The organism is Pseudorhizobium xiangyangii (assembly GCF_020531965.1).
Classification (GTDB): domain Bacteria; phylum Pseudomonadota; class Alphaproteobacteria; order Rhizobiales; family Rhizobiaceae; genus Neorhizobium; species Neorhizobium xiangyangii.
Genome location: NZ_JAJAWH010000007.1, coordinates 125,425 through 145,741 on the forward strand (window position 1 = coordinate 125,425; position 20,317 = coordinate 145,741).

The following is a 20,317-nucleotide window of genomic DNA, read 5'->3' on the forward strand; positions in this document are numbered from 1 at the left end:
TTGCGGGGAGCGCGATGAGGAAAATGTCCGTCACGGGGCGGTTGCTGCTTTTGACCCTGCTGGCGCTGATGCCTGCCATGCTTGTGCTGACATATAACCTTTTCTCCGCGCGGCAGGCCGCCTACGGCGAAATTCACACCACCGCCCTGACCGCAGGCCACCTTGCATCGCTTGAGATGCGCCGCATTGTCTCATCCGTCCGCAGTACACTCGACGTCCTGGCGACAGTTCCGATTATTCGGACCGGTCTGGGGCAACCGTGCAGCGACTACGTCCGCCTCGTGGACGACAAGCTCGACATGGTGGAGAACATCACGGTTCTCGATGCTGCCGGACAATTGCAATGTACATCGAAGCCCTCGACCGTCACGGATTTCTCGGATCGGAGTTATTTTCACGAAGCGGTAGAGAAGCAAGACTTGGTTGTCGGAACATACATTATCGACCGGATCACCAAGCGTGCTGCCTTGCCGCTGTCGCTGCCGGTGACCGAAGGGGGTTCCATCAAGAGGGTCATCGTCGCCTTCGTCGATCTCGAATGGCTCGGGGCCTGGGTCCGGGAGCGGGAATTCTTCGGAGGCAACGCCCTGACGATCGCCGATCGCAACGGGGTCATCCTCGCTCGCGAACCTTACCCGGAGCGCTTCGTGGGCACCAGGATTCCGGACGAGTACCAGCACCTTGTGCGCGGTACGACACCTGGCACCCTTGAAATGACGGGCCAGGACGGCATGCGACGGATAATCGGATACTATCCGGCGCGTGATACCTTCTATGTCAGCGCCGGCCTGTCGGTTGACGGAGGCCTTGAACAGGTCAGCAAAGTTACGCGTTTCGGACTTGCAGTGATTGCCCTCGCCATCGTCGGTCCATTCTTCGCTGTCTGGTGGGCCGGCTTTACGCTTATCCGCCGGCCGGCGCGGCAGCTCGTGCACTCGATCAACGCCTGGCGAAAGGGCAACGAAAACGTTCGGACCGGCATGACGGGCTCCGGCACGTTCGAGACGATCGGCTCCGCGATCGATGCGTTCATGGACGAACTCGCCCTCAGGCGTGAGCAACAGTTGAAGGACGACCGAATGCGGCAGACGCTCATCCATGAGCTTGATCACCGCATCAAGAACATCCTCAGCATGGTTCAAGCTGTCGCGCGACAGACCTTCCGCTCCTCTCAGTCGATGGATGAAGCTTCCGATGCGTTCTTCCGCCGCCTGCACGCCATGGCTGGCGCTCACCAACTGCTGACGAAGAATTGGCAAAGTGCCTCGTTCAGGGCGACCGTGGAAGCGGCGATTGCACCTTTTGAAAATCCCGCCGCTCCCCATTTCACGGTCGAGGGCGCGGATTTCGAGGCAGCTGCAGCAATTGCTCTGTCCCTTTCGATGGCACTGCACGAACTGTGCACCAATGCCGCAAAATACGGGGCATTGTCGGCCGACCGCGGCCATATCGACATCGGATGGACGCTCGGGGAGGGTGAGCAGGACTCCTTTGTATTCACCTGGAAGGAACGCGGCGGTCCGATGGTCAAAATTCCCGAGCGCGAGGGCTTCGGAACCTTGATGATCGAGCGTGTGCTGTCCCAGCAGCTACACGCCAAGATCACGCTCGACTATCAGCTGGACGGCCTCTTCTGTGAAATTCGCGCGCCAATGGCCCGTTTGTTGTCGACCGCCCAGGACGAGGACGAGCGATCGGCAATGAACGGCGACAATGAACTTTTCAGGTCCGTCTAAGCCGCAAGCCCCGGAATTCAACGGTCAAGAAAATGCTGCCACTGCCGTTCGCCAACCAGGCAATCCGGCTCCGTGGCCGCCACTTTTCGTGACGTGGCTGGCGGGAGCGTACCGCTGATTTCCAGCACCAGCTTGCGTCGTACGGCGACGGCGAAGTCCTCGATACGGTGAACGGGGAGCACAAAGGCCCCCGGGCCGCCAATGACGCAGTCGCCGTAATACTCGTCCAGCGAGGAAGGGGTTCCGGATGGCCGCAGCATAATCGCAAGCCCATTGATGACGATACCGGCTTCCACCGCCTTGTCTCGCACCGGAATAACCGGTTCGCCTACATTGTTCGGCCCGTCGCCCGAGACGTCGATGACGCGGCGCATTCCCTCGAACTGGTTGGAGACGATCATGACGGTACCCTCGGCAATAGCCGCGGATATTGAGGTGCGCCTCTGCGTGTTGATCGGTCGTGCCTGCAACTTGTCTGCGAAGGCTTCGGCATCCGCAGTCTTTTCAATGACCTGCCAGCCTAGGACAGATGCAGGATCCACAGCACCCGCCCATTCGTAATAGGCAATCGCGATTCGGCCTATCAGTCCGCTTCGGACTGCATTGATGAAGTCCGGATGCCGGATGGCCGCAACGTAGCCCTCGCGCTGGATACTTACCTCTTCAAAATCCATCGACCGCGAAACATCCACGGCCAGAACCAGCTCGACATCGACGTTCCCCCCGTCGGGAGACTGGACGACGAGCATTTCTGGAGTTCCCGAAAGACCAAGTAGCATCGCAAGTGTGGCCAACATCGCCCCGATCCCTGCCTTGTCAGGGGAAGACTGTACCACAGTATCCGTTCGTCGCGATTGGACTGCCGCAGACGCCCTTCAACTTTGAGTGAAACGCACCCTGGCTTGATTGGCCGATTGCTATTTCTTCAGGATGACCCACAGGGCATGCACGATACCGGGCAGCCAACCCATTAGCGTGAGGAGGATGTTCAGCCAGAAGTGCAGTCCGAGGCCGACCTGCAGAAAAACGCCGAGCGGCGGCAGCAGGAAGGCAAGAAGTATGCGAACGATATCCAAAGCCCGTCTCCATAGAATGTTGTTCCGCACAACAACGCCAATGGCGGCCTCTGGTTCAATTCATCGGGACTGGCGGAGTTAACGGCGACGGACCGACTAGGCCGTGAACTCCCATAACGTGACAATGGCGATCGGCCCTGGAGCGGGAGCGTCTAGCGCCGCTCGTCCGCAATCAGCGATTCCAAAGCCCTGACGGCCAGCGGATATCCCTTTGCACCGAGCCCTGCCATAACTGTCGTCGCCGTCATCGAAACATAGGAGCGGTGGTAGATCGACTCACGACGATGGACATTGCTGATATGGAACTCGATGATCGGACCCTTGAACATCTTGAGCGCATCGAGCAGTGCCAGGGACGTGAACGTGAACGCTGCCGGGTTGATGATGATGCCGGCACCCTCGTCGATCGCCTCATGCACCCAGTCGATCAGCCGTTCTTCGCTGTTCGTCTGTCGAAACTCGATCGGCCGGTCTCCGGCCACCTCGCGGCACATGGCTTCGACTTCCGTCAAAGTCGTCGTGCCATAGATCTCCGGCTCCCGTTTTCCGAGACGGTTGAGGTTTGGTCCATTGAGAATGTAAATCGGCTTCATTTGATGCCCCCCTTATCCCTGATAACCCATGAGGCGCGGCAGCCAGAGGACTGTCTCCGGAACGAACGTGATGATCGCCAGGCACACCACCATCCAGAACAGGAAAGGCAACGCATCACGGATGATGTCCTTCACGGGAGCACCTGAAATATTGGTCATGATGAATAGCAGCAGGCCATAGGGCGGCGTCACAAGACCCAGCATGATGTTGACGACCACGACCACGCCGAAGTGGACCAGATCGATCCCAAGTGCCTGCGCCGTCGGTATGAAGACCGGCACGATGATCAGCAGGATCGCAGTGCCTTCCAGAACGCACCCAAGCAGCAGAAGGATGACGTTGACAAGGATCAGGAAGCCGAGGGGCGACAGATCAAGACCTGTCAGCATGACCCGCAGACTGTCAGGGATGTTTTCGATCGTGACCACGTAGTTGAACACCAGCGCGCCTGCGATGAGCATGCCGATCGAGGCGGAGGATTTGCCGCTGACCAGAAGGGAGCCGTAGAAATCCTTCAGACTGATGCTGCGATAAATGACGATCGAGATAACAAGCGCATATGCTGCGGCAATGGCTGCCGCCTCGGTCGGCGTGGTGATACCGGTGTAGATACAACCGAGCAGCACCACAGGCATCATCAGGGCCGGGAAAGCCCGCACCGTAATCCTGGGAACCTCGCGAAGCGGAATGGGATCCTCGACCGGAAAATTCTTCCGGCGCGCGGTAATTGCCACCTGCATCATTTGCAGTGCCGCCATCAGCAGACCGGGAACCATGCCGCCAAGGAAAAGGTAGCCGATCGATGCATCTGAAACGAGCGCATAGATGATCATCGGGATCGACGGGGGAATAATCGGGCCGATCACCGAGGTGACCGCAGTCAATGCCGCAGCATAGCTTGGCGTATAGCGCCCGTCGCGCGTCATCATATTCTGCATCATCCGGCCGCTACCGGCCGCATCGGCGATCGCCGAGCCCGACATGCCCGCGAAGATGATGCTCTGCACGACGTTGACCTGAGCCAGGCCGCCCCGAAAACGCCCGACGAGCACGTTGCAGAAAGTGAGAAGCCGTTCCGTCATGGACCCGACGTTCATGAACTCGGCGGCCAGAATGAAGAGCGGCACGGCAAGGATCACATAGTTGGAGTACATGCCGTTGAGGAACTGTTCGGCGACGATCCCCATGTCCGCTCCCACGAGGAACAGGTAGAGCGTCGAACCCGTGATCATGGCAAGACCAATTGGGAGACCGAGAAAGGCGAGAACAGTGATGACGACAATCGAGATGGAAAAAGGACTTGCGAGATTCATACGCCTGAGCCTGCCTTGGTCGGATCGAATGCCTCTGGTGCCCGGCCCCGGATAGCTTGGATCCCAAGCCACATGTACCGAATGATCATAGCCACCGCGAAAACCACATAGATGGAATAGAGATAGTCAAACCGAACCTTCAGGTAGGCAGTGCTTTCCACCTTCATGAAGGTTACGTAATCGATGATCCCCGGAAGAGAGATGCCGAAAAGGATGACGAGGGCAGCTGCGCAGATGATCTGCATGACGCGCCGACTGTTGTCTCCGACACTGCCCCAGATGAGATCGAAGCGGATTTCATCCGCCTCCCGGATCACAAAGGCAGATCCGAACAACACGATCCAGATCCATATTGCGACGCTGATTTCGTGTGTCCAGCCGATCGCCAGGTTCAGCGCGTAGCGAAAGACGATCTGCATCACGAAGACGACAAACATCGCCAACAACATGAGGCATAGGCAGTTCTCGGCGCGCCGCCGCAGCCACTCGCCGGCGGCCAGATATTTCGGAGCCATTCAATATTCCCTCCCGGAAAAGAAGCGGGCGATGCTATCGCACGACCCGCTTCCGCCGTTCTTAGCGGTCTTACGTCGGAAGATGCGGGCTTAGAGCGCCGCCACCTTCTCCAGAACACCTTCAGGCCAAGATTTGGCGAGGTCCGAGGCAAGGTACTTTTCCTGAGCGAACTTGCGGAAAGCAGCAATATCCGGTTCGTAGATATCGAGCCCTGCCGCTTTGAATTCTTCCAGAAGCGCTTTCTCCTGCGCAACGTGTTGCTCTTCGCTCCACTTCATTGCGCTGTCGGCTGCTGCCTGGAAGGCCTGCTGCTGCTCGGGTGCCATCTTGTTCCACACGTCACTGGAGATCACCAGCAGATCGTAGCCGATCAGGTGGGACGTCAGCACGATCTGCGACATCACCTCATAGAACTTCATGTTCTTGACGTTCGGCAGCGGGTTGTCCTGGCCATCGATGGCACCGGTTTGCAGCGCCGTGTACACTTCGGCATAAGCAACCGGAACCGGGTTTGCGCCAATTGCCTCGCCGAGGAACTGCCAAGCGTCGCCGCCCGGCATGCGAAGCTTGATCCCGGACATGTCCTGCGGCGTGCTGATCTTCTTCGTCGGCTTCAGGCCGACTTGGCGGGCGCCAAAATAGGTCGGGCCGAGAACGTGAATGCCGAGTTTTTCCTCAGCCATTTTCTTGAATTCAGTGCCTACTTCGCTGTTGAAGAAGGCGCTCACATGCGCCGCATCACGGAAGAGATAGGCCGAGGTCAGCACCGACCATTCCGGTATCTGCTTGGAGATATCCTGCGGAGCGACGTTGCCCATCTGCAGGTTGCCACGCTGGATTGCAACAAGCTCGGTACCCTGCTTGAAGAGATTCCCGCCGTAGTAAGGCTCCAGCTTGAAGTTTTCGGCGATGCCTTCCGCCAGTTTCTTCGTCATCTCTGCGCGAATGTCCTGCTCGGAGAACACTGCGGAAAATTTCAAGGACGGCTTGTCCTGCGCCATCGCAGGCAAGGTTAGGCTCGCTGTTGCCAGCATCGTGGCGCCCAGAAAATTGCGGCGCGTCAGATTGATCCTCATGGAATTCTTCCTCCTGGTTTCCCTTTCATCCTGACGGATGATCCTCCCGACCAATGACCCTTGGGTCCTGCTCGAATTCAGAATGTACGAAATAGTTCGTTTAGTCAATTAAGCTACTTGGCAGGCATACCCTCTGGTCTGATCTGCTTCTTGAGTGCAGCGATGCGGAAGATAGCGTTGGCAGCACCATAACCGCGATAGTTTCGGCGCTCCACGATCTCGAAGAAGAAGCCTTCGCCATACGTGCCGCTGTAGAGCTGAAAGTATTCTCCGTGTTCGTCACGATCATACAGGATGTTCTCTGCCTTCAGCCGCTCTGTCAGCTCGGGGTCAAGACCAAAGCGCGCTTCCACATCACCATAGTAGTTCGGCGAGATCTGCAAGACTCTGAATCCGTTGGCCCTGAGCGCCGACGAGGTGGCGAAGATATCGTCGGTTCTCAAGGCAAGATGCTGAATGCCGGAGCCAAATTTCTCCGCGATGAAGCGGCCCGCCAACGTGCGCCGGTTTTCGGCACCGTTCATCGTGATGCGGAGTGTGCCGGTGTCATTCTGGATGACCTGACTACGCACCACGCCGGCAGGATCGATAATATCGACCACCGGAGTTTTCTCCGTTTCGAAAATCGATGTGTAGAACAGAAGCCAGGTCAGCATTTCGTCATAGGATACGGTCTGCGCTATGTGATCCACGGCCTGCAGATGGGCGGGCTGCGGAGCGTTATCGTCATCGACGGCCGTGAAGTCGATATCCCAGATGCGGCCGAGGTCGGCTTTGGCATCGATCAAATAGACAAGTCCGCCACCCACGCCCCGAATTGCCGGGATCTCCACTTCGCTCGGACCAACAGGCTGGCTGAACGCCTCGGCGCCGAGTGCAACCGCACGCGCCATGGCGTCTGCCGCGTCCGGTACCTGGAGAGCCATGGCATATGCGGAGGTGCCATGCACCGCGTAAGCAGCGTTGGCAAAACCTGCCTCGTCGGTATTGACGAGAACCCGGATCTCTCCCTGCTGATACACATCGACTTTCTTGGTCTTGTGCACAGCCGCCTTACGGAAGCCGAGGGAGCGCAACATGGCCGTCAGCTGCACTGCATCTGCCCCGCCGGCCGAGAACTCGACAAAGCCGACGCCCGTGACAGGCTGCCGCGCCGGCATGGCTGGAAGTGTCAGGCTTGCCACGCTCGGATTTCGCCGCACCTGATCGCCGAGATAAATCAGCGACCGGTGGCCGTCCGCAGCAATTGCCTTTGGCAGGCCGCCGCGGAACTGATCGTTGAAGATCTCCAGCGAAAAATAACCGTCATACCCGGTCTCGGCGACCGCCGCGACAAAGTCGGCTACCGGCAGGTCACCCTCGCCGGGCATGTTCCGGAAATGACGGCTCCAGTAGAGAAGGTCCATATCGATCAGCGGTGCATCGGCAAGCTGGACGATGAAGATTTTGTCTTTCGGGATCGACCGGATCGAGCCAATATCGATCTTCCTGGATAGCGTATGGAAGCTGTCGAGGATGAGGCCGATGCTCGCGTGATCGGCGCGTCGGACGATCTCCCAGGCATCGCGATGGTCGAAGATGTGCCGCCCCCAGGCCAGCGCCTCGTAGCCTACCCTCAAACCACGTTTTGCCGCCCGCTCGCCCAGTTCATGGAAATCGGCCGCGGCCCTGTCGATACCACCCAGAGAGACTGGAGACACGTTGGAGCAAACGAGCACAAGATCCGTTCCCAGTTCCTGCATCACGTCGAACTTGCGCTCGGCACGGTCGAACGTCCGCGAGCGGTGGGGCTCCGGCATTCCTTCAAAATCGCGGAAGGGCTGAAACAGCGTAATTTCCAGCCCGAAGTCGCGAACCATGCGACCGACATCTCGGGGACTTCCGTCGAAGGCGAGAAAGTCGTTCTCGAAGATCTCGACCCCGTCGAACCCTGCGCTCGCGATTGCCTCCAGTTTCTCCGGAAGCTCACCACTGATCGATACCGTCGCGATCGAAGTCTTCATCCCATCATCCCGCTGGTCAATTGCCGCCCCTCGCCATCGCCCGTCAACTCAGCAAAGTGCCGCTGCATGCGTTCTGGATCAGGCTCGACATTCGTAAACAGATGGAAGGCTTTGACCGCCTGAAACACCGCCATGCCTCCCCCATCCAGCGTGCGACAACCTCGGCTGCGCGCCTGCGCCAGCAATTCCGTAATCAACGGGAAATAGACAATTTCCGCAACCCATTGAGCGGGGCGCAACATATCTGGATCGAGCGGTAGCCCAGGATACTTTGTCATTCCGGTCGGCGTTGCATGGATCAACCCCGATGCTTCAGCCATAGATGCGCCGAGATCGACGCCAGCCTGAACGATGGCGGCAGGAAAATAACGGCGCATCGTCTCAGCCAGGGCTTCTGCGCGGCTTTGGTCCCTGTCGAAGATGATGAGCGCGCCGGCGCCGGATCGAAGAATGGCGAACGCAGTCGCGGCTCCCGCTCCGCCCGCTCCAAGTTGCACCACGCAGCCAAGGTCTGCATCCATTAGCCCGCGTCGGAAACTTGCGGCAAAGCCCCACCAATCCGTGTTGTGGCCGAAGCGGCGACCATCCCTGAACACGATGGTATTGATCGCGCCTAGCACACTTGCTTCCTCGGAAAGATCATCGACGAAGGAAATGGCGGACTGCTTGCAGGGATGGGTGACATTGAGACCGGCAAAGCCATCTCTTTCACAGTCCGCAATAAGCTCTGGAAGTCGCTCCGCCCCGCCCTCTATGCCATCGAGGTCGAGAAGTTCGTAGCGATAGGAAAGTCCCTGGGCCTTGCCCTCGGCCATATGCATGGCCGGCGTCAACGAGGCCTGTATACCGTTACCGATAAGGCCGACCCGATATGCTGACATAATCCAAGCCCACTCCCTTACATGCGTCATGGTGACGCCTCGCTCCTTGATCTGGATTAATGTACTAACTAGTTCGTGTCAATTATCGAAGGCATTGAAAGCCAAGCGCAAGCCCAATATGAAGAAACGGCCATAGCTTGCGGGGCGGGCACCACGCGCTCCGTTGATTGATGGGATAAATTGATTGTGACGAACCCGACTTCAGAGCGCGAAAGCCGAAAGAACGATCCCGAAAAGACCAGGGAAGACATTCTTGCGGTCGCCACCGAAGAATTTGCTGCGTTTGGTCTGTCGGGCGGTCGCGTTGACGCAATTGCGGAAAAGACGCGCACATCCAAGCGGATGATCTATTATTACTTTGGCAGCAAGGAAGACCTCTATCTCGCCGTGCTGGAGAAGGCCTATCGCAAGATCCGCTCTCTGGAGGCCGATCTCGAGCTAGCAGGCATGCCTCCCGTGCAGGCACTTCGCACGCTGATTACGACCACGTTCGACCACGACGAAAAGAACCCCGAGTTCGTACGCCTCGTCAGCATCGAGAACATCCACCACGCAAATCACATGAAGCGATCGTCGGAAATCGGCGAACTCAACATTTCGGTGATCCGTACCATAAGCGACATCCTGGAGCGGGGCCGCAGGGACGGTACGTTCCGCCACGATATCGATCCGATCGACCTTCACATGATGATCAGTGCGTTCTGCTTCTTTCGCGTCTCCAACCGATACACCTTCGGCACGATCTTCCACCGCGATCTTTCGGCACCGGAATTCTACGAGCGCCACAGGACGATGATCGCAGATGCCGTACTGGCTTACGTCACGACGCGGGACGGCGAAGCCACGCCTCAGACGAAGTAGCTTCAACACCGCAAACAGGAACGAAAAGGCCCAAACCTCCGTTCTGCCTCCATCAACCGGATCCGGGTCCCGGCGGTTGATACTGGCAGATCAATAAGAGGAGGCGGGACATGATCATCCGTTCGGGAAGCTGCCTCTGTGGCGCCGTTCGCTACTCCGTCAAAGGCCCGCCGCTCAGGACCGGACTTTGCCATTGCGCCGATTGCCGAAAGGAAAGCGGCTCAAGCTTCGTGACATTCGCCGTGTGGCCAGCACACGCCTTTGAGAGCAGTGGCCAGATCAAGATCTTTGAAGGACGCGGTTTCTGCATCGACTGCGGCTCGCGATTGTTCAATCCGGGCGAAGGCGAAGTCGAGATCCGCGTCGGCTCTTTCGACATGGCACCCACCGATATCAGCCGACCTACGAAATATGGACCAAGCGGCGGGAGGACTGGCTGCATCCGCTTGTCGGGGCAGAGCAGTTCGAGGAGGATCGGCAGTAAGCCCCCGGCGAGCAAATCCGTGTTCGATCCGTCAAGCGCCGCCCCGCACGTCATCGACGTGCCGACTCCATCAATAGCGGCCAGAAGCCTGCTTCGCTGATACCAGATTCCACTCATCCGCCTCCTTGAAACAGGATGATTGCGGTGCTAACTATAGCGCACATATAGTTAGCACCCTAACAATTTTGAGTTTCGCCATGAACAAGGACGCGCTGACCTCGGAGTTTCTCGAGGCATTGACGAATGCCAGCCGAAAGATTCGAACAGCCTTTAACCAGAGGGTCACGGCCCACGGCCTTACCTACCCCCGCGCCCGCGCACTGCTCAGGCTTTCCAAGAAGCCCGGCATGACTCAAAGCGAGCTTGCCTGTGAGCTGGAACTCGAGCAGGCGACGATGGTTCGCATTCTGGATCGAATGGAAGAACACGGTCTTGTCGAACGGCAACCGGACCCCAAGGACAGACGAGCCAAACTTATTGTCCTGACACCGCGTGGAACGGAACAGGCCGCTCTGGTGACGTCCATCGGACATTCGATGCGACTGGAGATTTTTGCTGACATCAACTCCGAGGATATCGCGGCCGGAATCCAGCTACTCAACAAGCTTGGCGAGAGAGCAATGCTCATGGAGGACCTTCGTGACCTCACGTGAAGCCCTTGCCACAACGGCTCACCTGGAAAGATCGGGCGACGTGCCCATAGCAGGCGCATCGGTAGAAGCACCGGCTGCATTGCGGGAACAGCAACCTTCTGCCCCCCCTGCTTTCGTGCCCAGGTCGCCGCTGCTGACAGCAGGCTACATCATCGCTGCAACCATCGTTGCCCTGACCCAAGGGCTCGGATTGAGTTTCATTTCGACAAACCTGCAACAAATCGCCGGGCCGATGCACCTTACCCAGGGCGAAGCTGCGTGGCTGATGGCCGCCTATCTGTTCCCCAATGTCAGCCTTTCGCTGCTGCTGTTCAAGCTGCGAACCCAGTACGGCATACGCAATTTCTGCGAGGTGGCCATTGTCGCTTATGTTCTGGTTTGTATCGCTCATCTTTGGGTGGAAGGCTACGAGAGCGCACTGGTTTTGCGCTTCTTCGCCGGCATCGCCGCCGCGCCGATGTCTTCCATGGCTTTTCTTTACATGCTGGAGTCAGTGCCGCCGCACAGAAAACTCAACATCGGCCTTTGTCTGGCGTTGACGGCGCTGGCCCTTCCCACACCTGTGGCGGGTCTCATTTCACCCGCCTTGCTCGATATCGGCGGCTACCACGCGCTCTACGTCGTCGAATTGGGGATGGCGATGATTTCGCTCGGCCTCATCTATCTGCTGCCCCTCACCTCGCCGCCCCGCGAGAAAGTGATCAGCCTTCTCGACGTCATCACGTACTGCTTCCTCGCCATGGCGATGGGCTTGTTCGCCATTGCTCTCGTGGTCGGGCGTTTTTACTGGTGGACAGAGGCTGACTGGCTCGGCTGGCTGATCGTCGGCAGCATTATCTCGGCCATGGTGGTGGCGGTGATCGAGCTGAACCGCAAGGATCACCTGCTCGATATCCGCTGGCTGACATCGCGGGAAATCATCCACATCACCGGCGCGTTGCTGGTATTCCGCATCATCCTGTCGGAGCAATCCAGCGGCGCAATCTATTTCCTGCGGACAATGGGTCTTCAGAATGAGCAACTCGCAGGCCTTTACTGGGTCATTCTAGGTGCATCGGTTTTGTCCGGCCTCGTATGCGCAGCCGTTATGAAACCAGGCCGGGAGGCTGCGATCCACGCCGTTTCGTTGCTCCTTCTGGCGATCGGCAGCTATCTAGACAGCCATTCGACCGCTCTTACTCGTCCGGAGCAGATGTATCTCAGCCAGATGCTTATCGGATTTGCCGCCGGGCTGTTCCTGCCACCCGCAGTGGCCATCGGTTTGACATCGGCGCTGAAACGGGGACCGAAATACGTCCTGTCCTTCATCATCGTTTTCCTGACGACGCAAAAGGTCGGTGGGTTTATCGGCAGCGCCTTGTTCGGCACGTTTGTCCAGTGGCGAGAACAGTTTCATTCGTTCCGCCTTGTCTCGGATCTGCAATCCACCGACCCGCTTGTCGTTCAACGCCTTCGCCAGCTCGGCGCCGCCTACGGGAAGGTGATGAGCGATCCGGCCCAGCAGAACATCCAGGGGGCTCAGCTCCTTGCAAGGCAGACAACGCAGCAAGCGTATGTCCTTGCCTACAACGACGCGTTCCTGATGACAGCGCTTCTCGCGCTTTTTGCGCTGTTTTCCCTGCTCATCCATGTGGCTTGGCGAAACCGCGAGCGTTGGCTGCAACGGCAGCCGTCCGCTCAGCCCGCCATCGCCTGACACAAGATCTCATTGAGTGATAGAAGCCATGACCACGATATTCCGTTCCCTTGCCACCTATGTCGCCATCCTTGTCGGCCTCGCCGGCGTCGGCGTCATCCTCTACACATGGAACCTGCCTCCATTCCACGGCACGGTCGAGATGACCGACGACGCCTATGTCCGCGGGCAGGTAACGCTGATCAGTCCGCAACTCGCCGGCTATCTGGTCGAGGTGCCGGTGCAGGATTACCAGAAGGTCAAGCAAGGCGATGTGATCGCCCGTATCGATGACCGCATCTACAGGCAGAAGCTGGAACAGGCCAAGGCGTCACTTGAGACTGCAAAAGCGTCACTGGCCAATTCCGACCAGAGCGAGAAGAGTGCCGATGCAAAGATCGTTTCGGCCCGGGCGCAGCTCGAAGGCGCCAAGGCCGCGTTCGAGGCTGCAAGGACGGCAGACGAGCGCACGCGGTTGTTACTCGCGAAGAAAATAGCAACCCAAAGTGACGCGGAAAAGACGCAGGCCGGCTTCAATCAGGCCCTGGCCACCGTCCATCAGGCGGAGGCCGCTCTTCTTGTCGCCGAGCAGGATCTGAATACCACGGTCGTATCCCGACGCTCCCTGGAAGCTTCCGTTGAAAGCGCCCGCGCCGCGGTAAAGCTTGCGGAAATCGACTTGCAGAATACGCAGGTTGTTGCACCGCAGGATGGAACGCTGGGTGAAGTAACCGGACGGTTGGGCCAGTACGTCACCGCCGGCACCCAGCTTGGGTCGATCGTGCCAAGCCGGATCTGGGTGGTGGCCAACTTCAAGGAAACCCAGCTTGCTGGTATGGCAGCCGGACAGATCGTCACCTTTACGGTCGACGCATTGGGCGACCATGACTTCGTCGGCCGCATCGAGCGTTTCGCACCGGCTACCGGTTCGGAATTTTCCGTTATCAAGGCGGATAATGCCACCGGCAATTTCACCAAGGTAGCGCAACGTATCCCGGTCCGGATTGCGATTGAACCACAGCAGCCGGTGACAGAAAGGCTGGTGCCGGGCATGTCCGTCGTCGCACACATCGATCTTGCTCAAGATGGTCCGGCACTGGCCGCTGTCGATCACACTGACGCTGTCTCCAAGCAACAGTAACGGCCCGCGCTGACAAATACTCGCGGGCGTTTTCTCGGATGTATAGCTCTGCCCTCCTTAGTGGCCCTTCCGCGCAATGTTCCCTTCGACAAGGAACCGCTCTGCAGATGGCACGTTGCAGACGGATCCCATCGACTCCGGAGCTGTCCATGAGCCAGTCAGCCCATCCGCCGCTTGCTAATTCCGGCATCGAGCGAAAATGGTGGCACACCGCCACCATTTACCAGGTCTATCCACGCAGCTTCTGCGACAGCACCGGAGACGGGGTAGGCGATCTGCCGGGCATCATTGAGCGACTTGATTATCTGCAAGCACTCGGGATCACCGTCATCTGGCTATCCCCGATCTTCGTGTCCCCGATGGACGATAACGGCTACGATATTTCTGACTATCAGGACATCGCGCCGGAGTTCGGCACGCTCGCCGATTTTGATCGGCTGGTCGCGGAAGCGCGCAAGCGCGGCATTGGTATCCTGCTCGATTTGGTCGTCAACCACACGTCTGACGAGCATCCGTGGTTTATTGAAGCGCGCCGGTCGAAGGATAGTCCTTTTCGCAACTACTATATCTGGAGAAAGCCCGATCCCGACGGCGGCCCGCCGAATGATCTGACGTCCTCGTTCGGAGGCGCTGCCTGGACCTTGGAACCTCAATCAGGCGAGTACTATCTGCATCTGTTTTCCCGCCGGCAGCCGGATCTTAATTGGGAAAACCCTGAAGTGCGCGACGCCATTTACCAGATGATGAACTGGTGGCTTGATCGCGGCATTGCCGGCTTTCGCATGGACGTCATCGACCTCATCGGAAAACAGGTGGATGCCCGGATAACGACGGACGGGCCACATCTGCACGATTACCTCCAGGAGATGAACCGCAAGACGTTCGGAAACCGGGACGTCCTGACGGTTGGAGAGGCCTGGAGTGCCACCCCTGGTTCGGCGCTCCTGTACTCCGGTCGCCGGCGAGGCGAATTGTCGATGGTCTTTCAGTTCGAGCACGTCACGCAGAGCTGGGATGAAGTCTATGGCAAGTGGCGTCCGAAACCCATCGATCTGGTGAAGCTGAAATCGGTGCTCGGAAAATGGCAGCACGCGCTGGCCGACGACGGCTGGAACTCTTTGTTTTGGGGCAATCATGACCTGCCACGGGCCGTCTCGCGCTACGGCAACACTTCTGGCTACCATGTGGAGTCCGCCAAGATGCTGGCAACCGTGCTGCACCTGATGAAGGGGACGCCCTTCATTTATCAGGGGGAAGAGATCGGCATGACCAATGTGCCCTTTACCTCCATTGAGCAGTACAAGGACATTGAGACGCTCAACATGCATCGACTCCACGTCGAGGCTGGCCGTTCACCGGAACAGTTTATCCACGGTGCGAACCAGAGTGGCCGCGACAACGCCCGCACTCCAATGCAGTGGAGCGCTGCCCCGCACGGCGGCTTTACGACCGGCTCGCCGTGGATCGAAGCAAATCCGAACTATCCGACGCTGAACGTCGAGAGCCAGGTAACCGATGACCGGTCGATCTGGAACCACTATCGACGGCTCATTGCGTTGCGCAAACAGCATCAGGTGATCGTTTACGGTCAGTACCAGTCCTGGTTTGATCAACATCCGGATGTTCTGGTCTACACCCGCACGCTGGATGATGACCGGTTGATTGTAATCGCCAATTTCACCTCTCGCGATGTGACCATCACCGTTCCGAACGAGTTGCAGCTATGCGGCAGCTGCCTGGTCAGCAACTACCCATTCGTGGACGACATATCGGAAGAGCTAAAGCTACGTCCTTATGAAGCGTTCGCGTTACTCTGCAACCCGGCGGAGTGATCCGGAACTTGCGTGTACCAAAAGCGTTGGACCGTTCACCGGAGGCGCAGAGCGCCGCGGCTCAACATCACTCGCCCCAGGTGGCCTGAAGCCATGAGACCGACCGAAGCAATCAATTCTGCCCGCCGCTATCCGGTCGGCGCTGAGGTTGTGGGGGATGGCGTCTCGTTTCGTGTCTGGGCACCGTCGAAAAAGTCCGTGGCCGTTGTTCTGGACGATAGCCGTGAGATTGAGGCCCACGCCGACCTGGACGGTTACTTTTCCCTGTACATGGATGGCCTAAAGGCCGGCGCCCTTTATCAACTTCGCCTGGAAGACAGCAAAGAGCTCCTCGCTGATCCCGCATCGCGCTTCCAGCCGAGAGGTCCACGTGGTCCGTCGATGGTGGTTAATCCTTTCGCCTACCACTGGCACGAAGCGGGTTGGTCCGGCGTGCAGCGGCGCGGCCAGGTGCTCTACGAAATGCATGTTGGAACCTTCACCGCGGAGGGTACGTGGAGAGCTGCAATGGCAAGGCTACCCCAGCTTGGAGAGCTTGGGATAACCTGTCTTGAAATGATGCCGGTCAATGAGTTCGATGGGACCTTCGGCTGGGGCTACGACGGAACTTTGCTTTACGCCCCGACGCGCCTCTATGGCTGCCCCGATGACCTGCGCGCATTCGTTGATGAGGCGCATCGACTTGGCATCGGTGTCATCCTCGATGTCGTCTACAATCACTTCGGTGCGGGGGAGCGTTTCGCCGACTTTACCCCCGACTACTTCACCGACCGCTATGCCAATGAATGGGGCAAGTCCATCAACTTCGACGGCCCTAACAGCCTTGGCGTTCGGGAATACGTGGCCGGCAATGCCGCTTATTGGATCGACGAGTACCACTTCGATGGGCTCAGGATCGATGCCACCCAGGCACTCTTCGATGCCACGAAGGAGGAGCACATCGTGGCCCGTATCGCCAGAGCCTGTCGGGAGACTGCCGGAACACGGCATGTTCTTCTCGTCAGCGAGAACGAGCCGCAGGAAGCGCGAATGGTCCGACCGCCGGAGCATTATGGCTACGGTCTCGATGCATTGTGGAACGACGACTTCCATCACTCTGCAACGGTCGCTCTGACGGGACGCAATCAGGCCTATTATCACGACCACCGCGGCACTGCGCAGGAGTTCGTCTCGGCCGCCAAGTTCGGATTTCTGTTTCAGGGCCAGAGGTACGATTGGCAGGATGGTCCACGAGGCACGGCCGGTCTCGACCTGAGGCCCTGCAATTTCGTGCATTTCCTGCAGAACCACGATCAGATCGCCAATTCAGGCACCGGGCAACGGGTTCATCAGATGACCTCACCCGCGCGCATGCGCGCAATGACGGCACTCCTGCTGCTCGGACCGCAAACACCTATGCTGTTCCAGGGCCAGGAGTTTGCCGCATCCAGCCACTTTCACTATTTCGCCGATCGCCGCGGTAACGATGCGGATGAGGTAAGAGCGGGACGTCGGGAGTTCGTCAGCCAGTTCCCGAACCTCACTGATCCGCAGCTGTTACGGCAAGTGGCAGATCCGTGCGATCGCGCTACGTTCGAGGCTGTCAAGCTCGACTGGTCTGAATGGGATCGTAATGCACATGTGGTCGCACTCCACCGGGATCTTCTCTCATTACGACGAACCACGGCAGCGTTAGCTGCTCAGCCCTCGGCGCGTGATGGTCGGCTCGATGGAAGTGTCATGTCGTCGTCGGCATTTCTACTGCGCTTTTTTGCCGACCGGCCAGAGGATGAACGGCTTCTTCTGTGCAATCTGGGACCGGATCTGGAGGTTGAAAGCCTTGCCGATCCGCTTTTCGCTCCACCACCCGGCCTGCAATGGTCCATCGTCTGGTCGAGCGAGGATCCGGCTTATGGCGGTACGGGTCGACGACCGGTGGATGTTCGCAAGCGCTGGGCAATAAGCGGCGAAAGTGCCGTCGTCATGGCACCGCTCCCCCTCGACGAGCTCGAAAAGCCCAGCAGCGAAGCGATGCACCTCTGGCAGCAGGCGATTTCGAACATTTAGGCGGGATTCGGTGATGACATCGCGCCGATTTACTGTAATTCTGCCCGTCGACAGGGGCGTCTGCGCGGTGCGTAGGCTGAGAAGAACCCTTTGAACCTGAACCAGATCATGCTGGCGGAGGGAGTCGTTCGGGCCATTGATCGGATGTTGCCCCGCGCCTGCCCCGCCGTTGAAAGGGCATTCCATGACACCCATTTCGCCAGGCTGCGGAGCGCTGCTTGAGGCGATGCGACACACGAACCCGCTCGTGCAATGCATCACCAACGACGTCTCCATGAACATCGCCGCCAACGTCCTGCTTTCGGCCGGCGCCTCTCCGGCCATGGTTAGCGCCGAAGAGGAAGCCGGCGAGTTTGCCCGGATAGCCTCTGCGGTCACGATCAACATCGGCACGCTGTGGGCAGGCGGGGTGCCTGGCATGAAGGCTGCGGCAAAGGCCGCCAGCGAGACAGGCAAGCCGTGGGTTCTCGATCCCGTCGCCCACTATGCCACTGGTTTCCGGCGGGCTGTGGTCGTCGAACTTCTCGACCTGGAGCCGACGGTGATCCGCGGAAATGCGTCTGAAATCATGACCCTCGCCGGCATCGAGGCGCGGGGCCGCGGCGTAGACAGCGGCGACAGCAGCAGTTCGGCAGAAACCTCTGCCCTCTCCCTGGCGCGACAGCAAAACTGCGTCGTCGCCGTAACCGGCGAGATCGATTTCGTCACCGACGGCAACCGATCGGTACGAATCGAAGGAGGCTCGCTGTTAATGCCGAAGGTGACCGCACTTGGCTGCGCCCTTACCTGCCTTGTGGGCGCCTTTGCCGGGGCGCTCCCAGAAAATCCGTTTGAAGCCAGTGTCGCGGCACTCGCCATGTTCGCCGTCTCCGGCGAACAGGCAGGTCTCACAGCGCGAGGACCCGGCTCCTTCCAACCGCTGTTCCTGGACGCCCTGTCGGTAATCGACGGGGCGCGTATCGACGCCGAAGCAAGGATCACCGCCGCATGAAAAACCTTGATCTTTCTCTCTACCTCGTCCTGGATCCGGATCTCTGCCGTGAAATCGGCGTTGCTGAAACCGCCCGGCTCGCTGCCGAAGGCGGTGCGACCATGGTGCAGCTGCGCGACAAGCTTGCCGACACCAAGGCCATGATCGAGACCGGAAAGGCACTGAAGGCCGCACTTGCCGGAACACGCGTGCCGCTCATCATCAATGACGACGTGGAAGTAGCGATCGCCATCGGCGCCGACGGCGTACATGTCGGCCAGAGCGACCTGCCGGCAGCGATGAGCCGTGCCTTGTTGGGAGCGGACATGATACTCGGCCTTTCCGTGGAGACGATTGACCTCGCAAATCGCGTCGATCCGGCGATCGTAGACTACGTCGGTGTCGGCCCCGTCTTTGCGACCGCCACAAAGCCGGACCACAAACAGCCGATCGGTTTCGAGGGGCTGGCAAGGATCGTCGCAGCGTCCCCTGTGCCCGCTGTTGCTATCGGCGGCTTGAAGTCAGGACATGCAGCATCAGTGCTTGCCGCCGGCGCGCGTGGCATGGCGGTCGTCTCAGCCATCTGCGGCACTGCAGATCCGAAGGTTGCCGCCAGGCAGCTGCTCGCTGAAATTCAGGAGGCCCGCCGATGACCGCCAACATTCTGTCCATCGCCGGCTCCGACCCCTCGGGAGGCGCCGGCATCCAAGCCGACCTGAAGGCGTTCGCTGCCCGCGGAACTTTCGGAATGGCGGTTCTGACGGCATTGACCGCCCAGAACACTCAAGGCGTATCGGGGGTCCATCTGATCCCGGCAGCCTTTGTGGCCGACCAGATCCGGGAGGTCTTTTCGGACGTCAGGGTCGATGCCGTAAAAATCGGCATGATTGCCAGCGCAGAGATCGCCGAGGCCGTAGCGGATGTCCTTAGCGAGCACCCAGATGTCCCCCTGGTGCTGGATCCGGTGATGGTTGCCAAGGGCGGACACTCTCTGTTGGCGACAGATGCGGTCGATGCCCTCAAACGCCGACTGCTGCCCCTCGCCACGTTGATCACGCCGAACCTGCCGGAGGCAGCCGCACTTCTGGGAACAGCAGAGGCAAAGGATCGCCCGACGATGACAAGGCAGGCCGAACAGCTGCTTTCGCTTGGTGCGAAGGCCGCGCTCATCAAGGGAGGTCATCTGGAGACTGCCGAAAGTCCGGACGTGCTTACCGGCCAACACGGATCGGTATGGTTTGAGGCAGCCCGCATCGCAACCCCCAACACCCATGGAACCGGCTGCACCCTGTCAAGTGCGGTGGCAGCAGAGCTGGGCAAAGGAGCTGACCTCGCGGACGCCGTGCGCACCGCGAAAGCCTATCTGGCTGGAGCGATCGCTCGTTCAAACGCGTTGACGGTCGGCTCCGGCCACGGTCCGGTGCACCATTTCCATGAGTGGTGGTAGCCCGATCTATTTA

18 protein-coding genes, 1 pseudogene and 1 riboswitch are annotated in these 20,317 nt (G+C 59.0%); of the genes and pseudogenes, 11 read left to right on the forward strand and 8 right to left on the reverse strand.

Going from position 1 to position 20,317, the window contains the following annotated elements:
* Positions 1–14: 14 nt before the first annotated feature.
* On the forward strand, positions 15–1,736 hold the full coding sequence (locus LH464_RS08055) for a sensor histidine kinase (RefSeq protein WP_226785863.1): 1,722 nt from the start codon (positions 15–17) through the stop codon (positions 1,734–1,736).
* A 17-nt stretch (positions 1,737–1,753) separates the two neighbouring features.
* Here LH464_RS08055 and LH464_RS08060 read toward each other — a convergent pair whose 3' ends face one another.
* The 8 genes from LH464_RS08060 to LH464_RS08095 form a co-directional block, all read right to left on the reverse strand.
* On the reverse strand, positions 1,754–2,533 hold the full coding sequence (locus LH464_RS08060; protein WP_226785864.1) for a DUF1194 domain-containing protein: 780 nt from the start codon (positions 2,531–2,533) through the stop codon (positions 1,754–1,756).
* A gap of 120 nt (positions 2,534–2,653) precedes the next feature.
* Positions 2,654–2,812 carry a YqaE/Pmp3 family membrane protein gene (locus LH464_RS08065; RefSeq protein WP_226785865.1) on the reverse strand — a complete coding sequence of 53 codons (159 nt, stop codon included), beginning with the start codon at positions 2,810–2,812 and terminating at the stop codon, positions 2,654–2,656.
* A 152-nt stretch (positions 2,813–2,964) separates the two neighbouring features.
* Positions 2,965–3,405 (reverse strand): type II 3-dehydroquinate dehydratase, encoded by a 441-nt coding sequence (locus LH464_RS08070; protein ID WP_226785866.1) that lies wholly within the window; start codon positions 3,403–3,405, stop codon positions 2,965–2,967.
* A 12-nt stretch (positions 3,406–3,417) separates the two neighbouring features.
* Positions 3,418–4,719, reverse strand: coding sequence for a TRAP transporter large permease (locus tag LH464_RS08075; protein WP_226785867.1), 1,302 nt, complete (start codon positions 4,717–4,719; stop codon positions 3,418–3,420).
* The gene (locus tag LH464_RS08080) at positions 4,716–5,234 is read right to left on the reverse strand and encodes a TRAP transporter small permease (protein WP_226785868.1); all 519 of its coding nucleotides are present in this window, start codon (positions 5,232–5,234) and stop codon (positions 4,716–4,718) included. Before LH464_RS08080 ends, LH464_RS08075 begins: the two co-directional genes overlap by 4 nt.
* A 90-nt stretch (positions 5,235–5,324) precedes the next feature.
* A complete protein-coding gene (dctP, locus tag LH464_RS08085; RefSeq protein ID WP_226785869.1) occupies positions 5,325–6,311 on the reverse strand; it encodes a TRAP transporter substrate-binding protein DctP in 987 nt (328 codons plus the stop codon).
* A gap of 113 nt (positions 6,312–6,424) precedes the next feature.
* Positions 6,425–8,314 carry a bifunctional sugar phosphate isomerase/epimerase/4-hydroxyphenylpyruvate dioxygenase family protein gene (locus LH464_RS08090; protein WP_226785870.1) on the reverse strand — a complete coding sequence of 630 codons (1,890 nt, stop codon included), beginning with the start codon at positions 8,312–8,314 and terminating at the stop codon, positions 6,425–6,427.
* Positions 8,311–9,195: a shikimate dehydrogenase gene (locus LH464_RS08095; protein ID WP_226785871.1), complete on the reverse strand. Its 885-nt coding sequence runs from the start codon at positions 9,193–9,195 to the stop codon at positions 8,311–8,313. Before LH464_RS08095 ends, LH464_RS08090 begins: the two co-directional genes overlap by 4 nt.
* 186 nt (positions 9,196–9,381) lie before the next feature.
* On the opposite strand from LH464_RS08095, the gene LH464_RS08100 reads away from it, so the two are divergent.
* From LH464_RS08100 to thiD, 10 genes and pseudogenes are all read left to right on the forward strand, one after another.
* Positions 9,382–10,056: a TetR/AcrR family transcriptional regulator gene (locus LH464_RS08100; protein WP_226785872.1), complete on the forward strand. Its 675-nt coding sequence runs from the start codon at positions 9,382–9,384 to the stop codon at positions 10,054–10,056.
* Between the two features lie 110 nt (positions 10,057–10,166).
* A pseudogene (locus tag LH464_RS08105) lies at positions 10,167–10,540 on the forward strand (GFA family protein).
* A 197-nt stretch (positions 10,541–10,737) separates the two neighbouring features.
* A complete protein-coding gene (locus LH464_RS08110; RefSeq protein WP_226785873.1) occupies positions 10,738–11,193 on the forward strand; it encodes a MarR family winged helix-turn-helix transcriptional regulator in 456 nt (151 codons plus the stop codon).
* A 115-nt stretch (positions 11,194–11,308) separates the two neighbouring features.
* Positions 11,309–12,889: an MFS transporter gene (locus tag LH464_RS08115; RefSeq protein WP_390624947.1), complete on the forward strand. Its 1,581-nt coding sequence runs from the start codon at positions 11,309–11,311 to the stop codon at positions 12,887–12,889.
* A gap of 28 nt (positions 12,890–12,917) precedes the next feature.
* Complete coding sequence (locus LH464_RS08120; RefSeq protein ID WP_226785875.1) at positions 12,918–14,009, forward strand: HlyD family secretion protein; 1,092 nt, start codon at positions 12,918–12,920, stop codon at positions 14,007–14,009.
* A 149-nt stretch (positions 14,010–14,158) separates the two neighbouring features.
* Positions 14,159–15,841, forward strand: coding sequence for a glycoside hydrolase family 13 protein (locus LH464_RS08125; RefSeq protein ID WP_226785876.1), 1,683 nt, complete (start codon positions 14,159–14,161; stop codon positions 15,839–15,841).
* Between the two features lie 93 nt (positions 15,842–15,934).
* A complete protein-coding gene (gene treZ / locus LH464_RS08130; RefSeq protein WP_226785877.1) occupies positions 15,935–17,887 on the forward strand; it encodes a malto-oligosyltrehalose trehalohydrolase in 1,953 nt (650 codons plus the stop codon).
* 42 nt (positions 17,888–17,929) lie between these two features.
* Positions 17,930–18,027, forward strand: a riboswitch (TPP riboswitch).
* A 44-nt stretch (positions 18,028–18,071) separates the two neighbouring features.
* A complete protein-coding gene (gene thiM / locus LH464_RS08135; protein ID WP_226785878.1) occupies positions 18,072–18,878 on the forward strand; it encodes a hydroxyethylthiazole kinase in 807 nt (268 codons plus the stop codon).
* Complete coding sequence (gene thiE, locus LH464_RS08140; RefSeq protein WP_226785879.1) at positions 18,875–19,510, forward strand: thiamine phosphate synthase; 636 nt, start codon at positions 18,875–18,877, stop codon at positions 19,508–19,510. The genes thiM and thiE overlap by 4 nt, the downstream gene beginning before the upstream one ends.
* Complete coding sequence (gene thiD, locus LH464_RS08145; protein ID WP_226785880.1) at positions 19,507–20,304, forward strand: bifunctional hydroxymethylpyrimidine kinase/phosphomethylpyrimidine kinase; 798 nt, start codon at positions 19,507–19,509, stop codon at positions 20,302–20,304. Before thiE ends, thiD begins: the two co-directional genes overlap by 4 nt.
* Positions 20,305–20,317: the final 13 nt, after the last annotated feature.